This is a genomic window from Microbacterium oleivorans (genome assembly GCF_013389665.1).
In the GTDB taxonomy this organism is placed as follows: Bacteria; Actinomycetota; Actinomycetes; order Actinomycetales; family Microbacteriaceae; genus Microbacterium; species Microbacterium oleivorans_C.
In genome coordinates this window covers 2701061-2721150 of sequence record NZ_CP058316.1, presented here as the reverse complement: position 1 = coordinate 2721150, position 20090 = coordinate 2701061, and the positions used below count along the sequence as shown (strand labels likewise).

Sequence of the window (20090 nt, the reverse complement as noted above, 5' to 3'; positions counted from 1 at the left end):
TACACGCCCCGAGGTGAAGCAGCCGCCCCGAACGAAGGGTGGACGCCGCTCAGCGCAGGTCGAACCGGTCGAGCTCGGTGACCTTGGTCCACGCGGCGACGAAGTCGCGCACGAACTTCTCGCTCGCGTCATCCGAGGCGTAGACCTCGGCGATGGCGCGGAGCTCGGAGTTGGAGCTGAACAGCAGGTCGACCCGCGTGCCGATGCCGATCTCGGAGCCGTCGGCGTTCACGCCGCGGAAGGCGTGCGAGCCGGGGTCGAGCGGCTTCCAGGTGGCCCCCAGATCGAGCAGCTTCACGAACACGTCGTTCGTGAGTACGCCGGGCCGATCGGTGAAGACGCCGAACGACGAACCGTCGTAGTTGGCACCGAGAGCCCGCAGACCGCCGACGAGCACCGTCATCTCGGGCGCGCTCAGGGTGAGCAGGTTCGCCTTGTCGATGAGGTGGTGCTCAGCGGGAAGCACCGCGTTCGGGCCGTAGTAGTTGCGGAAGCCGTCGGCCGCCGGCTCGAGGTGGCCGAAGGAGTGCTCGTCCGTCTGCTCCGCGGTGGCGTCGGTACGGCCGGCGCGGAAGGGCACCGTCACCTCGACGCCGCCGTCACGGGCGGCCTTCTCGACACCCGCGTTGCCGGCGAGCACGAGGAGGTCGGCCAGCGACACCTTCTTGCCGCCGGTCTGCTCGGCGTCGAAGGCGGCCTTGACGCCCTCGAGCGCCTCGAGCACGGTCTGCAGCTGGGCCGGGTTGTTGACCTCCCAGTCCTTCTGCGGCGCGAGACGGATGCGGGCGCCGTTGACGCCGCCGCGCTTGTCGCTGCCGCGGAAGGTCGAGGCCGCCGCCCACGTTGCGGACACGAGTTCCGACACGGTCAGGCCGGTCTCCAGGATGCGCTGCTTCAGGGCCGCGGCATCCGCGTCGTCGATCAGCTCGTGGTCGACGGCGGGCAGCGGGTCCTGCCAGATGAGCTCCTCCTGGGGCACCTCGGGGCCGAGGTAGCGGGCGATGGGGCCCATGTCGCGGTGCGTCAGCTTGAACCAGGCGCGGGCGAACGCGTCGCCGAACGCGACGGGATCGGCCTTGAAGCGACGCGAGACCTCGTCGTAGGCCGGGTCCATCCGCAGCGCCAGGTCGCTCGTGAGCATGCGCGGCTCGCGACGCCCGTTCGAGTGCGCGAGGGGCACCATGTCGGCGCCGCCGCCGTTGATCGGACGCCACTGATGGCCGCCGCCGGGGCTGCGCATGAGCTCCCAGTCGTACGCGTAGAGGATGTGGAAGAACTCGTTGTCCCAGCGCGTCGGGTGGTAGGTCCAGGTGACCTCCAGACCCGAGGTGATCGTGTCGTCCCCGCGTCCGGTGCCGTTGTTGTTCTTCCAACCGAGACCCTGCTGCTCGACGCCCGCGGCCTCGGGGTTGTCCTCGAGGTTCGAGTCGGGGGCCGCGCCGTGCGTCTTGCCGAAGGTGTGGCCGCCGGCGATGAGGGCGACGGTCTCCTCGTCGTTCATGCCCATGCGGCCGAACGTCTCGCGGATGTCGCGCGCCGACTTCAGCGGATCGGGCTCACCGTTGGGACCCTCGGGGTTGACGTAGATGAGGCCCATCTGCACGGCTGCGAGAGGCTTCTCGAGGTCGCGGTCGCCGGAGTAGCGCTCGTCCGCGAGCCAGGTGGTCTCGGGGCCCCAGTACACGTCGTCGTCCGGCTCCCAGACGTCGGGGCGTCCACCGGCGTAGCCGAAGGTCGAGAAGCCCATCGACTCGAGCGCGACGTTGCCGGCGAGGATCATGAGGTCGGCCCACGAGATCGACTGGCCGTACTTCTTCTTGACGGGCCACAGCAGGCGACGTGCCTTGTCGAGGTTGACGTTGTCGGGCCAGCTGTTCAACGGGGCGAAGCGCTGCTGGCCGGCACCGCCGCCACCACGTCCGTCGGTGACGCGGTAGGTGCCGGCGGAGTGCCAGGCCATGCGGATCATCAGCGGGCCGTAGTGGCCGAAGTCGGCGGGCCACCAGTCCTGGGACGTGGTGAGCACGTCCTCGATGTCCTTCTTGACGGCTGCCAGGTCGAGCGCCGAGAACGCGGCCGTGTAGTCGAAGTCCTCGCCCACCGGGTTGGCGACGGCGGGGTTCTTCTTCAGGATGCGCAGGTTGAGCTGGTTGGGCCACCACACGTGGTTGGCGTTGCCGACCGTCGGGTGGGGCTGACCGCCGTGCGAGCCGTGCCCGTGGCCGTGGCTCTGCTCGCCACCGTGGACGACGGGGCAGCCGACGGCGTCGTTCGGGCGCGGACGGGTCTCACCGTCGGCACGCTCGTCCTCGGGCGTGTCGATGGGGGTGACCGCCTGGTCGGTATCGGTCACGTCCTCGCCGATCGGTGCGGACTGCGGGTCGCGATCGCTCATGGTGATCCTTCCGTTGGGGGTTTGCGGGAGAGCTGGTGGACAGAAAGGCAGGGCGGCTCAGGCGGCGGTCGCCGCGCACGTGGCGCAGCGGCCCCAGTACGTCACCTCGGCGGCGGCGACCTGGAAGCCGTGATCGTCGGAGGGGTGCAGGCACGGCGCGTGTCCGAGAGCGCAGTCGACATCTTCGACGCGGCCGCATCCGGTGCATACGAGGTGGTGATGGTTGTCGCCCACGCGCAGCTCGAACAGCATCGACCGGCCGGCGGGTTCGATGCGCCGAGCGATCCCCGCGTCGGCGAAGTCGTTCAGCGCGTTGTACACCGATTGCCGGCTGGCCTGCGGCAGCTCCGCCACGACCGCGGTGTGGATGTCGTCGGCACTGGCATGCGGTCGCGTCCGCAGCGCCGCGTAGACGGCCGCCCGCGACTCGGTGACGCGCAGCCCGGAGGCTCGCATGACCTCGGGGGCGGTGGCATCGGGCATACGGACAGCGTACCCGGTTAATTTGATCGGATCAAAGGAAGGATGCCCTTACCCGGGACGCTCCGGTCAGCCCACGACGAGGCGGGGGGTGCCTGCCTCGTACTCCGTGAGGTCTCCGGTCTCGCCGCGGCGGGCCGCGACGCGGCCGAGGCCCAGCATGTACGCGAGGAAGACGCCGAGGGCGAGCGCGCCGATCCCGATCTTCACCGTCCAGGGCCACGGCTGAGCGGTGACGAAGCCCTCGACCAGACCGGCGAGCGCGAGGGCCAGGATCAAGCCGATCGCGACGGTGGCCAGCGATCGTCCCGCGGCCGCCAGCGCCTCGCCCCGGCCACGCCGGCCCGGCGCGACCCAGGCCCAGAAGATGTGGAAGCCCGTCGCACCGGCGACGAAGATGCACGTCAACTCGAGGAGCCCGTGCGGTGCGATGTGGAGCAGGAACACGTCGCCGCGGTCGAAGGCCATCAGGATGGCGGCGGCCTGTCCGATGCTCACGGCGTTCTGCATCAGCACCATCGCGGGCCACAGGCCGGTGATGCCGAAGAGGACGCACTGCGCCGCTATCCAGGCGTTGTTGGTCCAGACGGTGCCGGCGAACACCGCAGCCGGGTTGTCGCTGTAGTACGAGGTGAAATCGTCCTCGGCATACTGCTCCAGCTGCGCCTGCGAGCCGAGCGCCGCAACGGCCGCGGGATCGCCCGAGACCCAGAACGCGACGAGACCGCTGACGAGCACGAACGAGATCGCCACGCCGAGCGTCGTCCAGCGCACCCGGTACAGCGCGGCGGGGAGTTGCTGGAGGAAGAACCGCGGCAGCTGTCGCAGCACGTTCTCGGGTGCGCCGGTGAGGCGGAGCCGTGCCCGCGAGAGGGTCATCGACAGGCGATCGCCCTCCACACTGCGCCCGGCGGAGGTCTTGATGTCGGCGAGGTCGGCGGATGCCGCACGGTACCGCGCCACCAGCTCGTCGACGTCGCCGCTCGAGAGCCGCCGGGCGCGGGCGAGCTCGTCGAGGCGGTCCCATTCGGCACGACGGGCGGCGACCAGGGCGTCGAGATCCATTTGCTTAACTGTACCCATGACGACGCCAGCGACCACGGTGGAGATCCGTCAGGACGAGATCCTCACGGGCGAGGCGGTCGCTCTCGACGTGCAGCCGCTCGGCTTCTTCCTGCGGGCGCTCGGGGCGCTCATCGACGTGCTGTGCGGGGTGGCGCTGCTCGTCCTCTTCTTCTTCGTAGGGAGCCTGATCGTCGGCGGGCTGCGGTTGGACGCCCTGTCGCCGATCCTCACGATCACCATGCTGGTGCTCGTGCTGGTCGTGATTCCGACGGCCGTCGAGACGTTCTCCCGGGGCCGCAGCCTCGGCAAGCTCGCGGTCGGTGGCCGGATCGTCCGCACCGACGGCGGCGCGACAGGTTTCCGGCAGGCCTTCATCCGAGCGCTTCTCGGCGTGCTCGAGATCTGGTTCACCTTCGGCGCCCTGGCGGGGATCGTCGCGACCTTCACGCCCCGCTCCACGCGTCTGGGCGATCTGGTCGCCGGCACCTACTGCGAACGCACGCGGGCGCCGCGACTCCCCCCGCCTGCCGCACCGGTGCCCGCCGGGCTCGACGAATGGGCCGCCGTCGCCGACGTCGCGCGGCTGCCCGATCGCGTCGCGCGTCGCGCGGCGCAGTTCGCCCGCTCGGCCCCCGGGATGGAACCGGGTGCCCGCCAGCGTGCCGCGGCAGCGATCGCGGACGAGGTGCGGCCGTTCGTGTCACCGGTACCCCGCACCGACCCCGAGACGCTCGTCATAGCCGTCGTCGCCGTCCGGCGCGACCGCGAGTACGTCGCGCTGCAGCGCATCGACGATCGGGCGGCGACCCTCACCGGCTCGGCGGTCGAGGCTCCCCGCGGTTTCCCCGAGCGTTCTAGACGCGCAGCGTCTCGTGCCGGATGACGACCCAGCCCTTGGGCACCGAGAGCCGGTCGGTGTGGATGGCGCACAGGTCGTGGGCGTGCGGGTCCGTGCCGCCGCCGAGCGGACCGAGGGCGGCCATCTGGTCGCCGTAGTCGAAGGTCAGGGTCGTGACAGCCTCGCGGGCGCAGCCCACCTTCGAACACAGTCTCTCGCGCATCGGCTTCACGCTAGTCGCGACCCGGCGATCCGGGGGGATGCCGCGCCGTGGGCGCGACGAGTGACGCACGTAGGATGGCGTCATGATCCGCCGACGGTCGCGCCCGGTCCCCCCGCGTCGAGGTCGCCCCTCGCGGCACGGCCGTCACGGGCGGGACGGCCGCAGCCCCGTCGTGCGACCTCCGCTGCCCCCGCTCGAGACACGGTCGGAACGTTTCGACCTGTCGGTCGGGACGGCGGCGGAGTTCCTGCGCAGCGCCTGGCCGGAACTGCGCGAGGTGCGGTTCGAGGTGGCCGGGATGCCGGCAGCGAGCGACGAGGACGGCATCCCCAGGTGGCGCGTGCTGGCGGAGGAGAAGCGCATCATCCTCTTCCGTCTGCCGATCGAGAGACTGGGTCACCTGCACCGCGACGACGACCTGCATCGGCGCATGATGGTCGAGAGCTGCGTCTTCCGCGCCGCGGCCGAGTACCTGGGCCGCGACCCCTGGGACCTCGGCCCCGACCGCTTCCGCTTCCTCTGACCCGGGTGGCACGGCCGGCGCTCCTGCCCGTCAGGGGTAGACGGTGAGCTCCGCCGCCGCCGCCGCCGAGCCCGTCACCGGGTAGGTGCCGAGTTGCCCGGCTGCGGAGAACCCCACCGACGCGTGGACCACGCCGGCGCCCGGGTCGATCCGGTAGACCGCTCCGGCGGACACCTCGACCGTGCGCGATTGTCCGGCCGTGAGGTCGATGCTCTGCGACGCCCCACCTGCCAGCGGCGTCACGACGACAGTCGCGTCGGCGGCCGCACTGAGGGCGAGGGTCGGGTTCGGCCCGGCGGCGATCGCGACGGTCGTCGGCGCATCGACCGCGGGCGCTGCGACGGCCCAGGCGAAGTCGGCGGGGCCGGCGAGGTCGGTCGAGGTCCAGGCCGCAGCGACGACGGGCTCGGGTGCGGTCGCGGTGACGGTGTACGCACCCACCGGCATCCCCGTCACCTCGAGCTCCAGCGGACGGTCCGCCGCCAGGGCGATCCCCTCCTGCTGCGAGACCACGGTGCCGTCGTCGGCGGAGCGCACCACGACACTCGCCGTGGTGTCGACGGCGGGGGCGAGCAGCCGGACCGACATGCCACCCGCAGAGGCACCGGAGTCGGGGGCGACCGTGACGTCGACGGCGGGGATGATCTGGGTCGTGGCGGGCGGGGCGGCTGCCGACACCTGGTCGACGCCGCCCGCGATGAGCGTGCGGGTGAGGGCCGACTGCAACGACGCGCGTATCGGCGCGCCGGTCGCCGTCATGCGCACCACCGGGCTCTCCTCGCCGCGTTGCAGCGCGGCGAGCGGCACGATGCGCTGCGATCGGGCGGCGACGACGATCTCGCTGCCCGCGACCGGGTCGGCGGCACCCTCGGCACCGTAGATCCGAAGGTTCACGGTGGCGGGAACGGCCCCCGGGTTCGCCAGCAGGACGAGGTCGCTCGCCCCTGTGGCCGCCGAGCCGCCCACGATCCAGGACTCCATGACGGGGCGGCTGCAGTTCGAGACCGCGAGTCCGCGCAGGTCCGGCTCGTCGAGCAGCGACACCGAGGCCGCCGCGAGGTCTGTCGGCCGGCCGCCGATGGGCTCGGCGGTGAACACGGCTGGAGCCGAGCCCGCATCGGCGCGATCGGGGGTGGTGATCGCGGACTCGGTGGGCTCCGATCCGTCCGCCTGAGCGGTGACTGCGGCACCGGCCGCCTCCGTGATCGCGCCGGCAGCGGTCTCGTCGCGTCCGAGCGCGAGCAACGGACCGTCGCACGCTGCGACCGAGCGGGCCGCTTCGGGCACCACCTGCAGTCCGAGCGGCTCGCGCGCGAGGGTCGGCCACGGCGCGACAGCCGCCGCAGCCACACCACCGCCGACGATCACGGCGGTGACGACGCCGATCACGGCGCGGGTCAGGGCGGGACGAACGCTCATCGCTCTCTCCTCCGCAGCGCACGGGTGCCGACGGTCCGCGGAACGGCGCGCGACGCGGACCGGCTTCCGCGCGTGGGCAGCGCCAGCAGCACGGCGATCGCGAACACCACCGCGATGCCCGACCATGCCGCCGTCGCCGCTGCGCGGTCCGCGGGGTCCGCATCGGCGCGGGGCGGCACCTCGCCCGCCAGGCGCCAGAGCTCGCCCTTCTCGGTCGAACCGACGGCGTCGAGCCCGTCGCGGCTGTTCAACACCGTCATCGCCGCGAGCCGGATCGCGCGTGCTTCCGCGGACTCTCCGGCGCTTTCCGGGGCGATGAGGACGAAGGCGACACCCCGGTCGCGGAGCTCGGCGACGACGTCGTTGGCCGTGTCGGCGACGAGGTCGGCCGCCACCTGCGCGACTGTCTCGTCCGAGGAGTCGAGACCCGTGCGTGCGGTCTCGAGGGTCGACTGTCCGCCGAGGGTCGCGCTGGCGCCCCAGACCACGTCGACGGCGACGCCGTCGCCGGTGGGTGTGAGCACGATGGTCCCGAGCCCAGGGGTGCCGGCGCCCTCCGCCGCGACGAACGCCGGAAGTGTGCTGGTCTCACCGCGACCCACCAGCGCGGTGCCGCGCGGCTGCGAAAGCAGTGCGGGGACGGACCCGGCCACCAACCCGAGCACGACGAGGGCGGCAGCGACGGTGCGCAGTGCCCGCACGGCCACGACGCTGTCGAGGACGAGCAGCGCACCGCCGGCCGCACCGAGCCAGGCGAGGCTGAGCGCGGTTCCGGGCCAGAGGGCGATCGGTGTCGTCTCGTCGATCGCGACGGAGACATTCGCCGCTGCGAACGCCGTGACAGTTCCGAGCCCGGCGATCGCGAGGAGAACGATCCCCACGAAACGACGTGGCGAGGCTGCCGCGACGAGGGTGAGCGCGACGAGAGGTGCGGTGAACAGCATGAGCCACCACACGGGTCCCGCCGCTCCGGTGAACGCCGCCCAGCCGGCATCCGACGGAAAGCCCAGGGCGAGGAGCACGCGGCCCAGCGCGTCGGCCGGAAGCCGCGGACCCGCGAACGGGACACCGGGATCGGCAAGCAGCGACCACGGGTCGCGCGCGAGCAGGCGCGCGATCACGAGCGGTGCGGACAGCGCGAGCGAGGGCACGAGGATCCAGAGCCACCGGAATCCCGCGCGGCGGCCGCGCAGCGACATCGCCATGACGACGGCGAGGACCCAGATCACGACGGCGGGTGCCGCGAGCACCGGTGAGCAGGCCAGCACCACGGCGAGCAGGATGGATGCCGTTCCCGCGTTGCCCCACGAGCGGTGCGCCGCTGCAGCCGTGAACGCGAGCCACGGCAGCACGAGATGCACGATGACGGCGGCGGGGCGCCCGTCTGTGAGCGCGCTGAGGAATGCGGGGGCGAGCGCCCAGACGACGCCTCCGACGATGCGCAGCACGGGACGCTCGGTCACGCGGGTGGCGGCGAACCATCCGCCGAGCACGGCGAGGGGCAGCGCCAGCAGCCAGAGCACGACGAGGGCACGCGACGGGTCGGCGGGCGAGAGCGACCCGAGCGCGGCGACCACGACGCTGAACGGATCGGCCGGGCCCACGGCGTCCCAACCGAGTGGACGCTGGACACCGGTCGCCTCGGCCCACAGCCGCGAAACCGTCGGAGCCAGGGGCGCGAGCGCTCCCCCGCCGATGGTGGGCCAGCTGAGCGCCGCGGGCATCGACGCGATCGAGACGACGAGGGCCGCGAGCACCGCCCAGGCACCGCCGCCCGAGAAGAAGCCGAGCTCGGCGCGGCGCGGACCGGCGCCGCCCGGCTCGTCCTCGATCAGACGTTGGCGCATGATGCGGGTGCTCACCCGCAGCGGAGCGAGCTGCGTCCACGACGCTCGCCGGTGTCGCGCGATGCGACCGCGAGCACGTACGACCGCCGCGACGCGCACGAGGACGACCAGGGCTGCCGACCACTCGGGGCCGATCCGCGCCGGTCGCTTGCCGACGAGGTCGAGGATGGTGCGCCACAGCGCCAGCGGCAGCAGGCTGAGCCAGTGCAGGGGCACCAGCGGCGGCGGTGCGTAGACGAGCCGACGGTGCAGCTGGGCCACGCGTGCCGTATGGGTGATGCGCGCTCTCGAGCTCGTCGTGCGGGGCGCCGGCGGGCCGGCGACACCGTCGTGCGCGACCGCGATCCGGGCCGAGGGCGCGAGGACCACCCGGCCTCCTGCCAGGCGCACGCGCACGCCGAGATCGAGCCCCTCGTCGGCATCCGCGAGCGCCGCGTCGATGCCGTCGAGCTCGCGCCAGGCAGCGGTGTGGACGAGGAGCCCGCGCACGTCGCCGCCGAGCACGTCGTCGACACCGTCGTGCTGGCCCTGGTCGTGCTCTCCGTCCGCGAGGCCGATGGCCGAACCGAGCCGGGTCATCGACCGACCGAGCGAGACGATCCGAGTGCGGTCGTCCCATTCGACGAGCTTGGGCACCGCGACGGCCACCGAGGGCGCCGTCTCGAGCGCGGCGCCGAGCCGGGCGAGCGCATCGGGCTCGGGGGCCACGTCCTGCGCCAGCAGCCATACGGCGTCGCCGTCGAGGCGGCGGGATGCGAGACGGAGCGCAGCGGCATACCCGGTCCGGGCCGGTGCCGCGATGACCGCCTCGGCCCCGGATCCGTCCGCCAGCGCGCGCAGGCGCTCGTCCCCACCGCAGAGCACGATGGTGAGCACGTCCACGGCGCGCGTCTGCTCGCGCAGCGCGGCGAGCGTGCGCGTGAGATGGAAGGCCGCGGGCGCGCGTCCATCGGGACGCACGACCAGAAGCGCGTGTACTCGGGCGGGCATGACGGGGCCCAGCCTAGGCGGCGAGTCTGAGCACCCGAGTCAACGGTCGCGCGGTTCGCGCAGAAAGATCCGTCGCATCACGAGCGGGAAACCCGCACGTCGCCCGGACGTCGTCGATCAGACCGCTCGACGCTTGAGCTTGCGACGTTCGCGCTCACTCAGCCCGCCCCAGATGCCGAACCGCTCGTCGTTCTGCAGCGCATACTCCAGGCACTCGCCCCGGACATCGCACGAGGTGCAGATGCGCTTCGCGTCGCGGGTCGACCCGCCCTTCTCGGGGAAGAACGCCTCGGGATCGGTCTGCGCGCAGAGGGCATCGGTCTGCCAGGAGAGAGCGTTGTCGTCGCCGTCGGGATCGGCACGGCGGACCCCGGGGACCCCCAGGTTGACCGGATCGACGAACCAGTTGTCGGGAACGCCCGAACGGTATGCCGTCATATCGTGTTCCCTCCTCGCCGGCCGGCACGCGAGCCGCGTGTCTCGCATTAATTACACCCGTGTGATTCGCTCCGGTCAAGTCGCGGATCGTAAACCCTCAAGCGGGTGTTTAACCTTTGCGAAGGCTCGACGGCGTGTCGCGGCTTTCAGCCCAGGCCCGGCTGAGCCACGAAAGCCTCGCCCGCGCCCCCGACGGCCACCGAGTCCGCGATGACGACGACCGCCGTGCCCGGGACGAGCTCGACCCGGTCGCCGTCGGCTTCCACGACCACATCCCCGGAGGTGGCCAGCACGATCGCCGGGCCGCTCAACGCGATCTCGGTGACGGACTCGAAGGAGGCTTCGACGCGTGCGAGGCGGAAGTCGGGCACGCCGGCGTCGTAGGAGGAGACGCCCGGGGCCACGGTGGTGGGCTCAATGATGGGGGCCGGGCCGCTGGTCGTGTCGACGATGCGGAGCAGCTCGGCCACGTCGACGTGCTTGGGTGTCAGCCCCCCGCGCAGCACGTTGTCGCTGGCAGCCATCAGCTCGACGCCCAGCCCGTCCTGGTAGGCGTGCAGTACGCCGGCGGGGGCGAAGAGCGCCTCGCCGCGCCGCAACTCGACGAGATTCATGAGCGTCGCCACGATCAGACCAGGATCGCCGCGGAACTCCCCCGCGATCCGCGCGAGGACGACCCGCTCAGCGGCGAAGTCGGATGCCGCATCGCCACGGTCGGTGGACAGAGCCGCGGCCAGACCGTCCACGACGTCGGATGCGTCCCCCGAGAGGGCCCAGCCGAGTACACGGTGCAGCGTCGCAGACTCCTCCTCGCCGTCCGAGCGGTGCAGCGCGTCGGCGAGGGCGCTCAAGCCGGGGCCCGAGCCGAGCGAAGCGACGAGGCGCTGCGTCTGCTCCAGCGGACGCAGGCCCACGAGCGCGCGGAACCGGTCGGAGAGGGCGACGATGATCTCGGGCTTGTGGTTGTCGTCGCGGTAGAGGCGGTCGTCGGCGTCCCGCGGGATGCCGTCGGCCTCTTCCCGGGCGAATCCGGCCGCGGCCTCCGTGCGGGAGGGATGGGCCTGGATCGACAGCGACGTCGCGGCAGCCAGGATCTTGAGGAGGTAGGGCAGGCGCGCGACGCCTGCCTCCGCGAGCGCGTGATCGAGCGGACGCCCGGTGCCGTCGTCGACGCGCGACGGGCTCCCGGGGTGATCGCCGAACCAGATCTCGGCCTCGGGCTCGGGCGACGGCTCGCGCCCCTGCAGTTCGGCGATGAGCGTGGCGGAACCCCAGGCGTAGTTCCGGGCGACGTTCGAGATCGGAATCAGCACGGCACCAGCCTAGAGCGGGACCGTCGGCTGCGTCGGGCGAGCTCCCGCCCCGATGCGCTTTCGACGGGACCTCGACACGTCAGGGCGAGGCCCGGTGGATCATCGTGCCGCGGTCAGACTCGACGCTGTCAAAAGGGTGGTGGCGCGCCGGTGCCGTGACCGGGTGGGCCCGGTGAGTCCGGTGGGCGCGGTGGTGGTGTGGCGAGTTCTGGTGTGAAGCAGACGGTGGGGATGGGGACGTCTTCTCGGTAGACCCTGCCGTGGGGTGAGGTCCACACCAGCACCCCGCCGCCGGCCTGCCGGACCTGCCATTTCGTGAATTGCTTCATGGAGTGGTGTCGTTGGCAGAGGTGGGCGAGGTTGTAGATGTGGGTGTGGCCGCCGGTGGCGTGGTCGATGGTGTGGTCGATTTCGCAGCGGATCGCGGCTCTGCGGCAGCCGGGGAACCGGCAGTGCTGGTCGCGGGTCTGCAGCAGCCGCCGCATCGCGGGGAGGGGCCGGTAGGCGTCGGTTTCGACCGGTGTCCGGGTGACCGGGTCGATGAACATCCGGTCCCACGTCGCCGTCTGTGAGGCGAGTTCCCGGACCGTGTCGGCGTCGACCAGTCCGGTGCCGATCGCTTCGGCGGGGTGTTCGTCGTTTCCGGTGAGGGTGTCTGAGGTGATCACGACCTGCACTTTCGCGCGGAGCGCCCCGAGGGCACCACGCCCGTCCACGCCCACCGTCGGGTCGATGACGGGTGCACCACCGAGGACGAGGTCCGAGAGAACATCCGCGCGGAGCTGATCCATCGTCCGGGTGTCAGGGGTAGGGGCAGCGGCACCGGCATCTCGTTCGGCATCCACTCCGAAAGCGGCGCCGGCGCCGTCCACCGCGCCCGCGCCATCCACCGCGACCGCGCCAGCGCCCGCGGCATCCACCGCCACAGCATCCGCCCGGGCGTCCTTCACGGACTGCGCCATCTGCGTCAACCGGTCATAGATCCCCGCCGCGATCACCATCGGCACCGTCGCCGAAAGGTCGGCCATCCCATCCACCCCCGGCGACAACCGCACGCACCGCCCGGCCGCGGCCTCCCGGTGACGCTCGCTGAACGACCGCGGGTGCATCCGCTCCGCCAGGTTCTGCAACGCCCCGGCCACCCGCGTCGCGATATCGCGTTGACACACGGCCACCGCGGCGGCATCGAACTCCGGTCGCACCTCCTCCGGCACCACCCGCCCGACCTTCACGACAACGTCGATGTGCTCCCGGGTGACGAGGCGCTGCTCCCACGCCGCGAACATCGCCGGGTACTCGTCGACGACTGTCATCGCGTGGTCGATCTCCCATTGCACCCGCCTGTCCCCACGCCGCGCGATCCCCGCCGCTTCCGCAGCGACCGACCGCAGCTCCATGTCGGAGGCCATGCCCCGCACCCCGCCACGATGCGCCTCGCGCAGCGCGGACCGCCCGAGGTCGGCCAAGGCTCTGGCCGCGGCGATCTCGCCGGCGTGCACGAGAGCGAGGGCGTCGACGAACCCGGCGAACGCCGCGGCATGCGGCGATCCATCGACCGCCTCGCCGCCACCGCTCTCGTAGTTCGTCTTCATGTTCCCATCTTTGCAGCAACCACCGACACGGAAAGGGAACGCAAGGACGAATCATACAAGCCGCCGCAACGCGCCATCTGGGGAGGAATGGTCGTGTCGCGCCCGTGCGGTTCACGCGCGGCCGATCATCACTGACCCGCTCCCCGCGCGACCCGATGCCACCGAGGCCTCCCGTCGACTCCGCGGTAGCCTGTGACCACCATGGCCGTCTCCTCCCGTCATCCCGTTTCAGCACCGCCCACGGCGCCCGTGCGCGAGACGACCGGGCATCTCCTCCTGCGCGCGTGGTGCGTCTTCGTCATCGCCGCGTCGATGGCGGGGACGAGCTGGCTGATGGCCTTCGGCACCGTCGTGGCCGCCGTCGTGGTCGTGGCGACGGGCGTGGTCTCGACCATCCTGTGGGTGACGCTCCGCCCCCGGGTGCAGTGGCGGCGACTGCCCTGGTTCGCGCTCGCCTATGTCGCCTGGGCGGTCGCCTCGCTGCTGTGGTCCCACTGGCTCGCGGCGACCGAGCTGACGCTGATGCTGCTCGTGTCGACGACGCTGCAGGCGATGTTCGTGGCCGCTGTGTTCACCTGGCGCGAGATCGTCCGTGCGGTGGCCTCGGCCCTGAAGTGGATGCTGGCGCTGTCGATCCTCTTCGAGCTGTGGGTGGCGCTGATCTGGCGGGGCGACATCCTGCCCGGGTTCGTCCGTCCCGACGCCTCGTTCGAGGGGCACCCGATCACCCTGTGGTCGCGCGACAACCTCTTCAACGGCGGGCGCCTGCAGGGCATCTTCGGCAACGCCAACCCGCTCGCCTACATCGCCCTGCTGGCGATCATCGTCTTCCTCGTCCGCATCGCGTCGGACGCCCCGCGGAAGTTCCTACTCGTGCTGTGGACAGCCCTCGCCGTCTTCCTCTTCTGGCGGGCCGCGTCGGCCACCGCTGTGGTCTGCGCCGTCGCGGTGGTCGTCGTCCTCGTCACGATCCTGCTGATGCGCACGGCGCGTCGCCCCGGCGAGCGCACCCGCTTCTACGTCATGTACGTCGTGGTGGCCGGTCTCGGCGCCGCCATCCTCTGGCTCGCGCGCGACACCATCTTCGGGCTGCTCGGCCGCTCCCCCGATCTCACCGGGCGACAGCGCATCTGGGATGCCGTCGGCGAGCGCATCGCGCAGCATCCGGTGCTCGGCTGGGGCTACTCCACCCCGTGGGTCCCGTCGGAGCCACTGTTCGACGGCTGGATCATCGACCACGGCGTCAGCGTGATGCAGGCGCACAACATGTGGCTCGACGTCGCCCTGCAGCTGGGCGGAGTCGGGGTCCTGCTGATCGCGCTGGCGTTGCTGGCCTTCGTGTGGCGGTCGTGGTTCTTCGCCGTCGACCGGCCGCGATGGGACCTCGTCGCCGACCGCCCGTACACCGCGCTCACGCTGCTGCCGTCCCTCGTGGCGACGGTGCTCCTCGTGCAGGGCATCGCGGAGTCGGCGCCCCTGCTGAACTGGGGCTGGTTGCTCATCGTCATGTTCGCCTTCAAGATCAAGCAGGCCCCCCTCGTGGGGCGCGGCCCCTCGGAGCAGCGGCTCGACGGCGAACAGGGCGACCACCTGACCGAACACTCCCGGTGAGAGCCGCGCCCAGCAGGTTCCCGAGGGCGCTGAGGCTAATCTGAGACCATCATGGCCACCGAGACGCGCGCGCACGACGGGGCGGGTCCCGCTGTGGCATCCCGGTCCCGACGCATCCCGCAGCACGCGGTGCGGGCTTGGTGCGCTTTCGTCGTCGCGGCCTCGATGGGCGGCACCGCCTGGCTGATGGCTTTCGGTGTCGTCGGCGCGGGCGTCGTCGCGGCTGTGACGACCGCGGTCTCGGCCGCGATGTGGATCGCCCTGCGCCCCCGGCGGCGGTGGCGACGGCTCCCCTGGTTCGCGCTGGCGTACGTCGGCTGGGCCGCCGCATCGCTGCTGTGGACGGAATGGCCGCGGGCGACGCTGCTCACACTCGCGCTGCTGATAGCCACGACCGCCCAGGCCCTCTTCGTCGCTTCGGTCCTGACGGGTCGTCAGATCATCCAGGCCATCGCCGTGGCGATCAAATGGATGCTCGCGCTGTCGATCGTGTTCGAGCTGTGGGTGTCGCTCATCTGGCGCGGGCCGATGCTGCCGCAGTTCGTGCGCCCCGGCGCCGATTTCGACGGCGACCCGATCATGTTCTGGTCGCGTGACAAGCTCTTCACCGACGACCGCATCCAGGGGATCTTCGGCAACGCCAACTCGCTGGCCTACATCGCGCTGCTCGGCATCGTGGTGTTCGGGCTGCAGATCAACACGCGCGCGGCGCGGCGCGGACCGCTCGCGGCCTGGACCGCGCTGGCGGTGTTCTGCCTCTGGCGGGGCTCGTCGGCGACCGCCGCCATGTGCGCCCTCGCGATCGCGATCGTCATCGTCGTGGTGCTGCTGATGCGACGCGCGCGCACCGCGAACACGCGGCGCGTGCTGTATGTGGCGTTCGCCGCCGCGGGGATCGCGCTCGTCTACACCCTCTGGGTGCTCCGCGACGACCTGTTCGAGTTGCTCGGGCGCTCGTCCGACCTCAGCGGCCGGCAGGAGATCTGGGCGACCGTGGGCGAGCGGTTCATCGAGCGGCCCCTGCTCGGATGGGGCTACTCGGTTCCGTGGGTCCCGACGGATCCCTCCTTCGACGGCTGGATCATCGACCGGGGCGTGACCGTCATGCAGGCCCACAGCACCTGGTTCGACGTCGCGATGCAGCTCGGCATCGTCGGCCTGCTGTTCTTCGCGGTCGCGCTCGGGGTGTTCACGTGGCGGGCCTGGTTCCTCGCACTCGGACGCGTCCCCCGCCCCGGGGCGAAACACGAGCCACGATCTCGACTGCTGCTCATCCCCGCCCTGGTGGCGACGATCCTGCTCGTGCAGAGCATCACCGAGTCCTCGCCGCTGCTGAACTGGGGATGGTTCCTGCTCGTCGCGCTGGCCTTCGCGATCAAGCAGGCGCCGGCGGCCGTCCGCGGGACGCCCCCGCGACGACGCTCCACACTCGCCGCGGTGTGGCCGCTCGAGGGCGGCGCCGAGATCGAGCACGCGACACGGGCCGGGGACGCCGCGTGAGCACGCCACCGGCGCTGTCGGGATCCTGGCTCGTGCGCACCCTGGATTCCGCGGCGTTCGCCCAGGCGTTCGCGCAGGCCGCGCTGGCCGCGGTGTTCACCGAGCACCTCATCGAGCGCACGGCCGGCCGCATCGCCTACATCACGATCATCGCCGGGCTCTGCGTGTTCGGCGCTGCGATCCTGCTCGTGCGTCGGCGCGAGTTCGCGCTCGTGCGACTCGCCCCCACCACACTGGTCGTCTTCCTCGGCTGGGCCCTCGCCAGCGTCACCTGGACCACCGACACCGGCGGCACGGTGGGCGGGTGGCTCGGGCTCCTCGCCGTCGCCTTCCTCGCGGTGGTGATCGGCAACACCCGCGACACCCTGCAGACCGTGCGCGCCCTCGCCGACGTCTTCCGGCTCCTGCTCGTCGTCTCGTTGGCGTTGGAGCTCCTATCGGGCGTGTTCCTCGACATGCCGTTCACGTTCCTCGGCATCGAGGGCGACATCGCCTCCTTCGGCCCCGTGCAGGGCATCTTCGGCACGCGCAACGCGCTGGGCTTCATCGCGGTGCTGGCGCTCATCACCTTCTACGTCGAATGGCGCACGGTGTCGGTCCGCCCGGGGCTCTCGCTCTTCTCCGCCGCACTGGCCGCCCTGTTGGCGGCGTTCTCGGACTCCCCGACCGTGCTCGTGCTGGCTGTCGCCACCGCGATCGCGACGGCGGCCCTCGGCGCCGTGCGCCGCGCTCCGCGCGCCATCCGCCGCTCCGTGCAGTTGGGGCTCGGAGTCACCGTCGTCGTCGGCGCCATGGCCGGCTACCTGCTGCGCGAGCGGATCATCGCGTGGATAGGAGCGGGCACCGACTTCTCGATCCGATCGGAGCTGTGGGCCCAGGTGGCCTCGTTCGTGCGATTCGAGCCGGTTCGGGGCTGGGGCTGGTTCGGCCCCTGGTCGCGCACGGACTTCCCCTTCAACGCCATCAACTACGCGCTGACCGACCGCCACGCCTCCGCCCTCAGCGCCTACGTCGACGTCGTGCTGCAGCTCGGCTGGGTGGGACTGCTGATCTTCATCGTCTTCGCGGGGCTCGCCCTCGGTCGCGCGTGGCTCGTGGCCAGCGAGCGCCGTTCGATCCTCTACGCCTGGACCCCGCTCATCCTCGTCACGCTGCTGGTCGACTCGCTCTTCGAGAGCTTCACGCTCCACGGGTACGGCTGGCTCATGCTCGTGCTGTGCGCGCTGCGCGCTGGACAGTCGAAGTCGTGGCGCGAGCGGATCACCGATTCCTCGCGCACGCCGGATGCCGGCGGGGGCGGCCTCGACGACACCACGACGGGAACCCACCGCATCGCACGGTAGGATCGTGCCGGTGAGCGCGCAGGTTTTCGACCCGACATCGGCAACCATCGCCGTCGTCACATTCAACCGCTCCGCGCTCCTGTCGCGGCTGCTCGAGAGCATCGTCGGCATGGACCCGCGACCCGGCCGCGTGGTGATCATCGACAACGCCTCGACCGACGACACGACCGCCGTCGTGGACTCTTTCCGCGACCGGATCGGCACCGAGCTCGTCTACCGCCGGCTCGCGACCAACACCGGCGGCTCCGGCGGCTTCAGCGAGGGTGTCCGCGTGGCGTACGAGCTGGGCTCCGAGTGGATCTGGCTGATGGACGACGACGTCGAGGTGCTGCCCGACGGCCTCGCGAAGATGGGCCGCTGGGCCCCGCGGTTCCGCAGCATCCAGGGCCGTCGCTACGACTACGACGGCAGCGAGTTCTACTGGCAGTACCGCATCGCCGAGCGCATGGGCATCCCCATCCCCTTCGCTCCGGCCGGGTTCGGCGCCGCCGGTTACAAGGAGATGAACTCCGGCTGCTTCGAGGGCATGTTCATCCACCGCGACATCGTGGCCCGCATCGGACTGCCCGACCCGCGGTTCTTCATCTACTGGGACGACCAGCTCTACGGCTGGCTCGCGTCGCGCATCACAACGTCCGTGATCGTCGACGAGTTCGTCCTGCGGCGCACGCGCGAGATCCGGCAGTGGGACATGGGCATCCGGCACATGAACGCCTCGAGCGACGCCTACCGGTACTACATCATGCGCAACCGCGCGCACATCAAGCAGTACTACCGGACGAAGGGCGTCTACAACCGGGTCCTGTTCGGGCTGGGCACGACGCTGACCTTCATGAAGGAGCTCATCCGCCTCTTCTTCGTCGAACGCACCGTGCGCGGCACGTCGAACCTCTTCCGCGGCCTCCGCGACGGCGGGCGCATCGCGCGCGACCGATCGTGGCGACCCATGCAGCCGCTGATCGATCAGCCGCCGCTGTTGTAGTCCTCGTTGTAACGGTCCAGCACCTCGGCGATCGGGGCGTCGAGGACCAACGCGCCCTTGTCGAGGTAGAGGCCGCGGGTGCAGAAGCGCCGGAGATCCTTCTCGTTGTGACTGACGAAGAACAGGGTGCGCCCCTCGGCCAGCAGCTCGTCGATGCGGCGGTAGCACTTGGCGCGGAAGGCGCGGTCGCCGACGGCGAGCACCTCGTCGACGAGCAGGATCGGCTCGTCGAGCTGCGACACCACCGAGAAGGCCAGTCGCACCTTCATCCCGTTCGAGAGGTGCTTGTAGGGCGTGTCGACGAAATCGCCGATCTCGGCGAAGTCGATGATGCCGTCGAACCGCCGGTTGACCTCGGCCTTCGGCATCCCGTGCAGTCCTGCCGTCAGGCGCACGTTCTCGCGGACGGTGAGATCGCCGACGAAGCCGCCGGTGATCTCGATCAGCGGCGCCACGCCCCCGTTGACGTCGACCGCCCCCTCGTCCGAGAGCAGCACGCCGGCGACGAGTTTGAGGAGGGTCGACTTCCCCTGCCCGTTGCGTCCGACCACGCCGATCGACTCGCCCGGCGCGACGTCGAACGACACATGACGCAGCGCCCAGAACTCCCCCGGCCGGCTCCGCCGCGACGCGCCGCCGAAGAGGTCCTTGAGGTTGCGGCGCCCGCGCCGGTTGCGGCGGAAGCGCACGCCCAGGTCTCGCACCTCGATCGCCAGAGGCTCCATCACAGCTCCTTCAGCACGGGACGCTCGAGACGGCGGAACACCAGCACACCGAGCACGAACACGAGCACGCTCGACACGGCGCCGACGATGACCGACAGCGTGTCCCACTGGTCGGGGAAGAACCCGACCCGGTACAGCGTGAAGATGCCGGCGAGCGGGTTGAAGGCGCCCACCTCACGGGCCAGTCCCGGTAGATCGGCGACGCCGTAGATGATGGGCGACGCGTAGAAGAGCGCGCGCAGGATCAGACGCGTCGTGCGCTCGAGGTCTCCCCACAACACGCAGAGCGGCGCCACGATGAGACCCAGGCCGACGAGCAGGATCGCCTGCAACAGCACGGCGACGGGGAAGAGCAGCAGCGCCCAGCTGACGGTCGCACCACCGACGATCGCGAACATCGCGAGCACCGGCATCGAGAAGACGAACTCGATACCCTTGCTCAGCACGATCCGCCCGACCCAGATCGACCTCGGGATCGACGTCGACCGCACCAGGCGTGCGTCCTTGTTGAAGGCCCTGGTGAAGTCGGTGACCGCCGAGTTGAACCACACCCAGGGCAGCAGCGCGGTGATGAGGAACACGATGTAAGGGTTCTCCCCGACGTCCCGCTGGAACACCCGGGTGAAGACGAACCAGTAGATCCCGCTCATCACGAGGGGATCCAGGACCGACCACAGGTAGCCCAGAGCACTCGTGGAGTAGCGCACCCGCAGGTCGCGCGCCGACAGCAGCCACAACGAGTGGAAGTAGCGCCGGGGCGATCCGGGGGCGCCGACGACGGCAGAACTCACGATTCCGATCCTATG

The 20090-nt window shown here is 71.1% G+C and carries 17 protein-coding genes; 6 read left to right on the top strand and 11 right to left on the bottom strand.

Translation table 11 applies throughout. The features are described 5' to 3' along the window. Window positions 1-49 precede the first annotated feature (49 nt). From katG to HW566_RS12845, 3 genes are all read right to left on the bottom strand, one after another. On the bottom strand, window positions 50-2395 hold the full coding sequence (gene katG / locus HW566_RS12855; RefSeq protein ID WP_178013457.1) for a catalase/peroxidase HPI: 2346 nt from the start codon (window positions 2393-2395) through the stop codon (window positions 50-52). A gap of 57 nt (window positions 2396-2452) precedes the next feature. After that, window positions 2453-2878 (bottom strand): Fur family transcriptional regulator, encoded by a 426-nt coding sequence (locus tag HW566_RS12850; RefSeq protein WP_178013455.1) that lies wholly within the window; start codon window positions 2876-2878, stop codon window positions 2453-2455. Between the two features lie 66 nt (window positions 2879-2944). After that, the gene (locus tag HW566_RS12845) at window positions 2945-3940 is read right to left on the bottom strand and encodes a stage II sporulation protein M (protein ID WP_178013453.1); all 996 of its coding nucleotides are present in this window, start codon (window positions 3938-3940) and stop codon (window positions 2945-2947) included. 16 nt (window positions 3941-3956) lie between these two features. On the opposite strand from HW566_RS12845, the gene HW566_RS12840 reads away from it, so the two are divergent. Beyond that, a complete protein-coding gene (locus tag HW566_RS12840) occupies window positions 3957-4823 on the top strand; it encodes an RDD family protein (RefSeq protein ID WP_178013451.1) in 867 nt (288 codons plus the stop codon). Here the strand turns inward: HW566_RS12840 and HW566_RS12835 are convergent. Continuing rightward, entirely contained in the window at window positions 4795-5001 is a 207-nt protein-coding gene (locus tag HW566_RS12835) for a DUF3499 family protein (RefSeq protein WP_178013449.1), read from the bottom strand. The two genes, HW566_RS12840 and HW566_RS12835, sit on opposite strands and share 29 nt — an antisense overlap. A gap of 82 nt (window positions 5002-5083) precedes the next feature. Here HW566_RS12835 and HW566_RS12830 point away from each other — a divergent pair, with 82 nt between their 5' ends. Next, entirely contained in the window at window positions 5084-5524 is a 441-nt protein-coding gene (locus HW566_RS12830; RefSeq protein ID WP_178013447.1) for a metallopeptidase family protein, read from the top strand. A gap of 30 nt (window positions 5525-5554) precedes the next feature. On the opposite strand, the gene HW566_RS12825 is transcribed toward HW566_RS12830, so the two are convergent. From HW566_RS12825 to HW566_RS12805, 5 genes are all read right to left on the bottom strand, one after another. Next, window positions 5555-6943, bottom strand: coding sequence for a DUF5719 family protein (locus HW566_RS12825; RefSeq protein ID WP_178013445.1), 1389 nt, complete (start codon window positions 6941-6943; stop codon window positions 5555-5557). After that, window positions 6940-9780: a glycosyltransferase gene (locus HW566_RS12820; RefSeq protein WP_178013443.1), complete on the bottom strand. Its 2841-nt coding sequence runs from the start codon at window positions 9778-9780 to the stop codon at window positions 6940-6942. Before HW566_RS12820 ends, HW566_RS12825 begins: the two co-directional genes overlap by 4 nt. 117 nt (window positions 9781-9897) lie before the next feature. Beyond that, complete coding sequence (locus HW566_RS12815) at window positions 9898-10218, bottom strand: WhiB family transcriptional regulator (protein ID WP_178013442.1); 321 nt, start codon at window positions 10216-10218, stop codon at window positions 9898-9900. 146 nt (window positions 10219-10364) lie between these two features. Continuing rightward, complete coding sequence (gene manA, locus HW566_RS12810; protein WP_178013440.1) at window positions 10365-11531, bottom strand: mannose-6-phosphate isomerase, class I; 1167 nt, start codon at window positions 11529-11531, stop codon at window positions 10365-10367. A 128-nt stretch (window positions 11532-11659) separates the two neighbouring features. Further along, the gene (locus HW566_RS12805; protein ID WP_178013439.1) at window positions 11660-13123 is read right to left on the bottom strand and encodes an HNH endonuclease signature motif containing protein; all 1464 of its coding nucleotides are present in this window, start codon (window positions 13121-13123) and stop codon (window positions 11660-11662) included. A gap of 201 nt (window positions 13124-13324) precedes the next feature. Between HW566_RS12805 and HW566_RS12800 the strand changes: the two genes are divergently transcribed. The 4 genes from HW566_RS12800 to HW566_RS12785 are packed head-to-tail and all read left to right on the top strand — an operon-like array spanning window position 13325 to window position 18559. Beyond that, a complete protein-coding gene (locus HW566_RS12800; RefSeq protein ID WP_178013437.1) occupies window positions 13325-14734 on the top strand; it encodes an O-antigen ligase family protein in 1410 nt (469 codons plus the stop codon). A 51-nt stretch (window positions 14735-14785) separates the two neighbouring features. Next, entirely contained in the window at window positions 14786-16234 is a 1449-nt protein-coding gene (locus HW566_RS12795; RefSeq protein WP_178013435.1) for an O-antigen ligase family protein, read from the top strand. Further along, window positions 16231-17577, top strand: coding sequence for an O-antigen ligase family protein (locus tag HW566_RS12790; protein WP_178013433.1), 1347 nt, complete (start codon window positions 16231-16233; stop codon window positions 17575-17577). The genes HW566_RS12795 and HW566_RS12790 overlap by 4 nt, the downstream gene beginning before the upstream one ends. 10 nt (window positions 17578-17587) lie before the next feature. Further along, the gene (locus HW566_RS12785; protein WP_256728712.1) at window positions 17588-18559 is read left to right on the top strand and encodes a glycosyltransferase; all 972 of its coding nucleotides are present in this window, start codon (window positions 17588-17590) and stop codon (window positions 18557-18559) included. Here HW566_RS12785 and HW566_RS12780 read toward each other — a convergent pair. Further along, window positions 18541-19284 carry an ABC transporter ATP-binding protein gene (locus HW566_RS12780; protein WP_178013430.1) on the bottom strand — a complete coding sequence of 248 codons (744 nt, stop codon included), beginning with the start codon at window positions 19282-19284 and terminating at the stop codon, window positions 18541-18543. The two genes, HW566_RS12785 and HW566_RS12780, sit on opposite strands and share 19 nt — an antisense overlap. Continuing rightward, window positions 19284-20075: an ABC transporter permease gene (locus HW566_RS12775; RefSeq protein ID WP_178013428.1), complete on the bottom strand. Its 792-nt coding sequence runs from the start codon at window positions 20073-20075 to the stop codon at window positions 19284-19286. Before HW566_RS12775 ends, HW566_RS12780 begins: the two co-directional genes overlap by 1 nt. Window positions 20076-20090 lie beyond the last annotated feature (15 nt).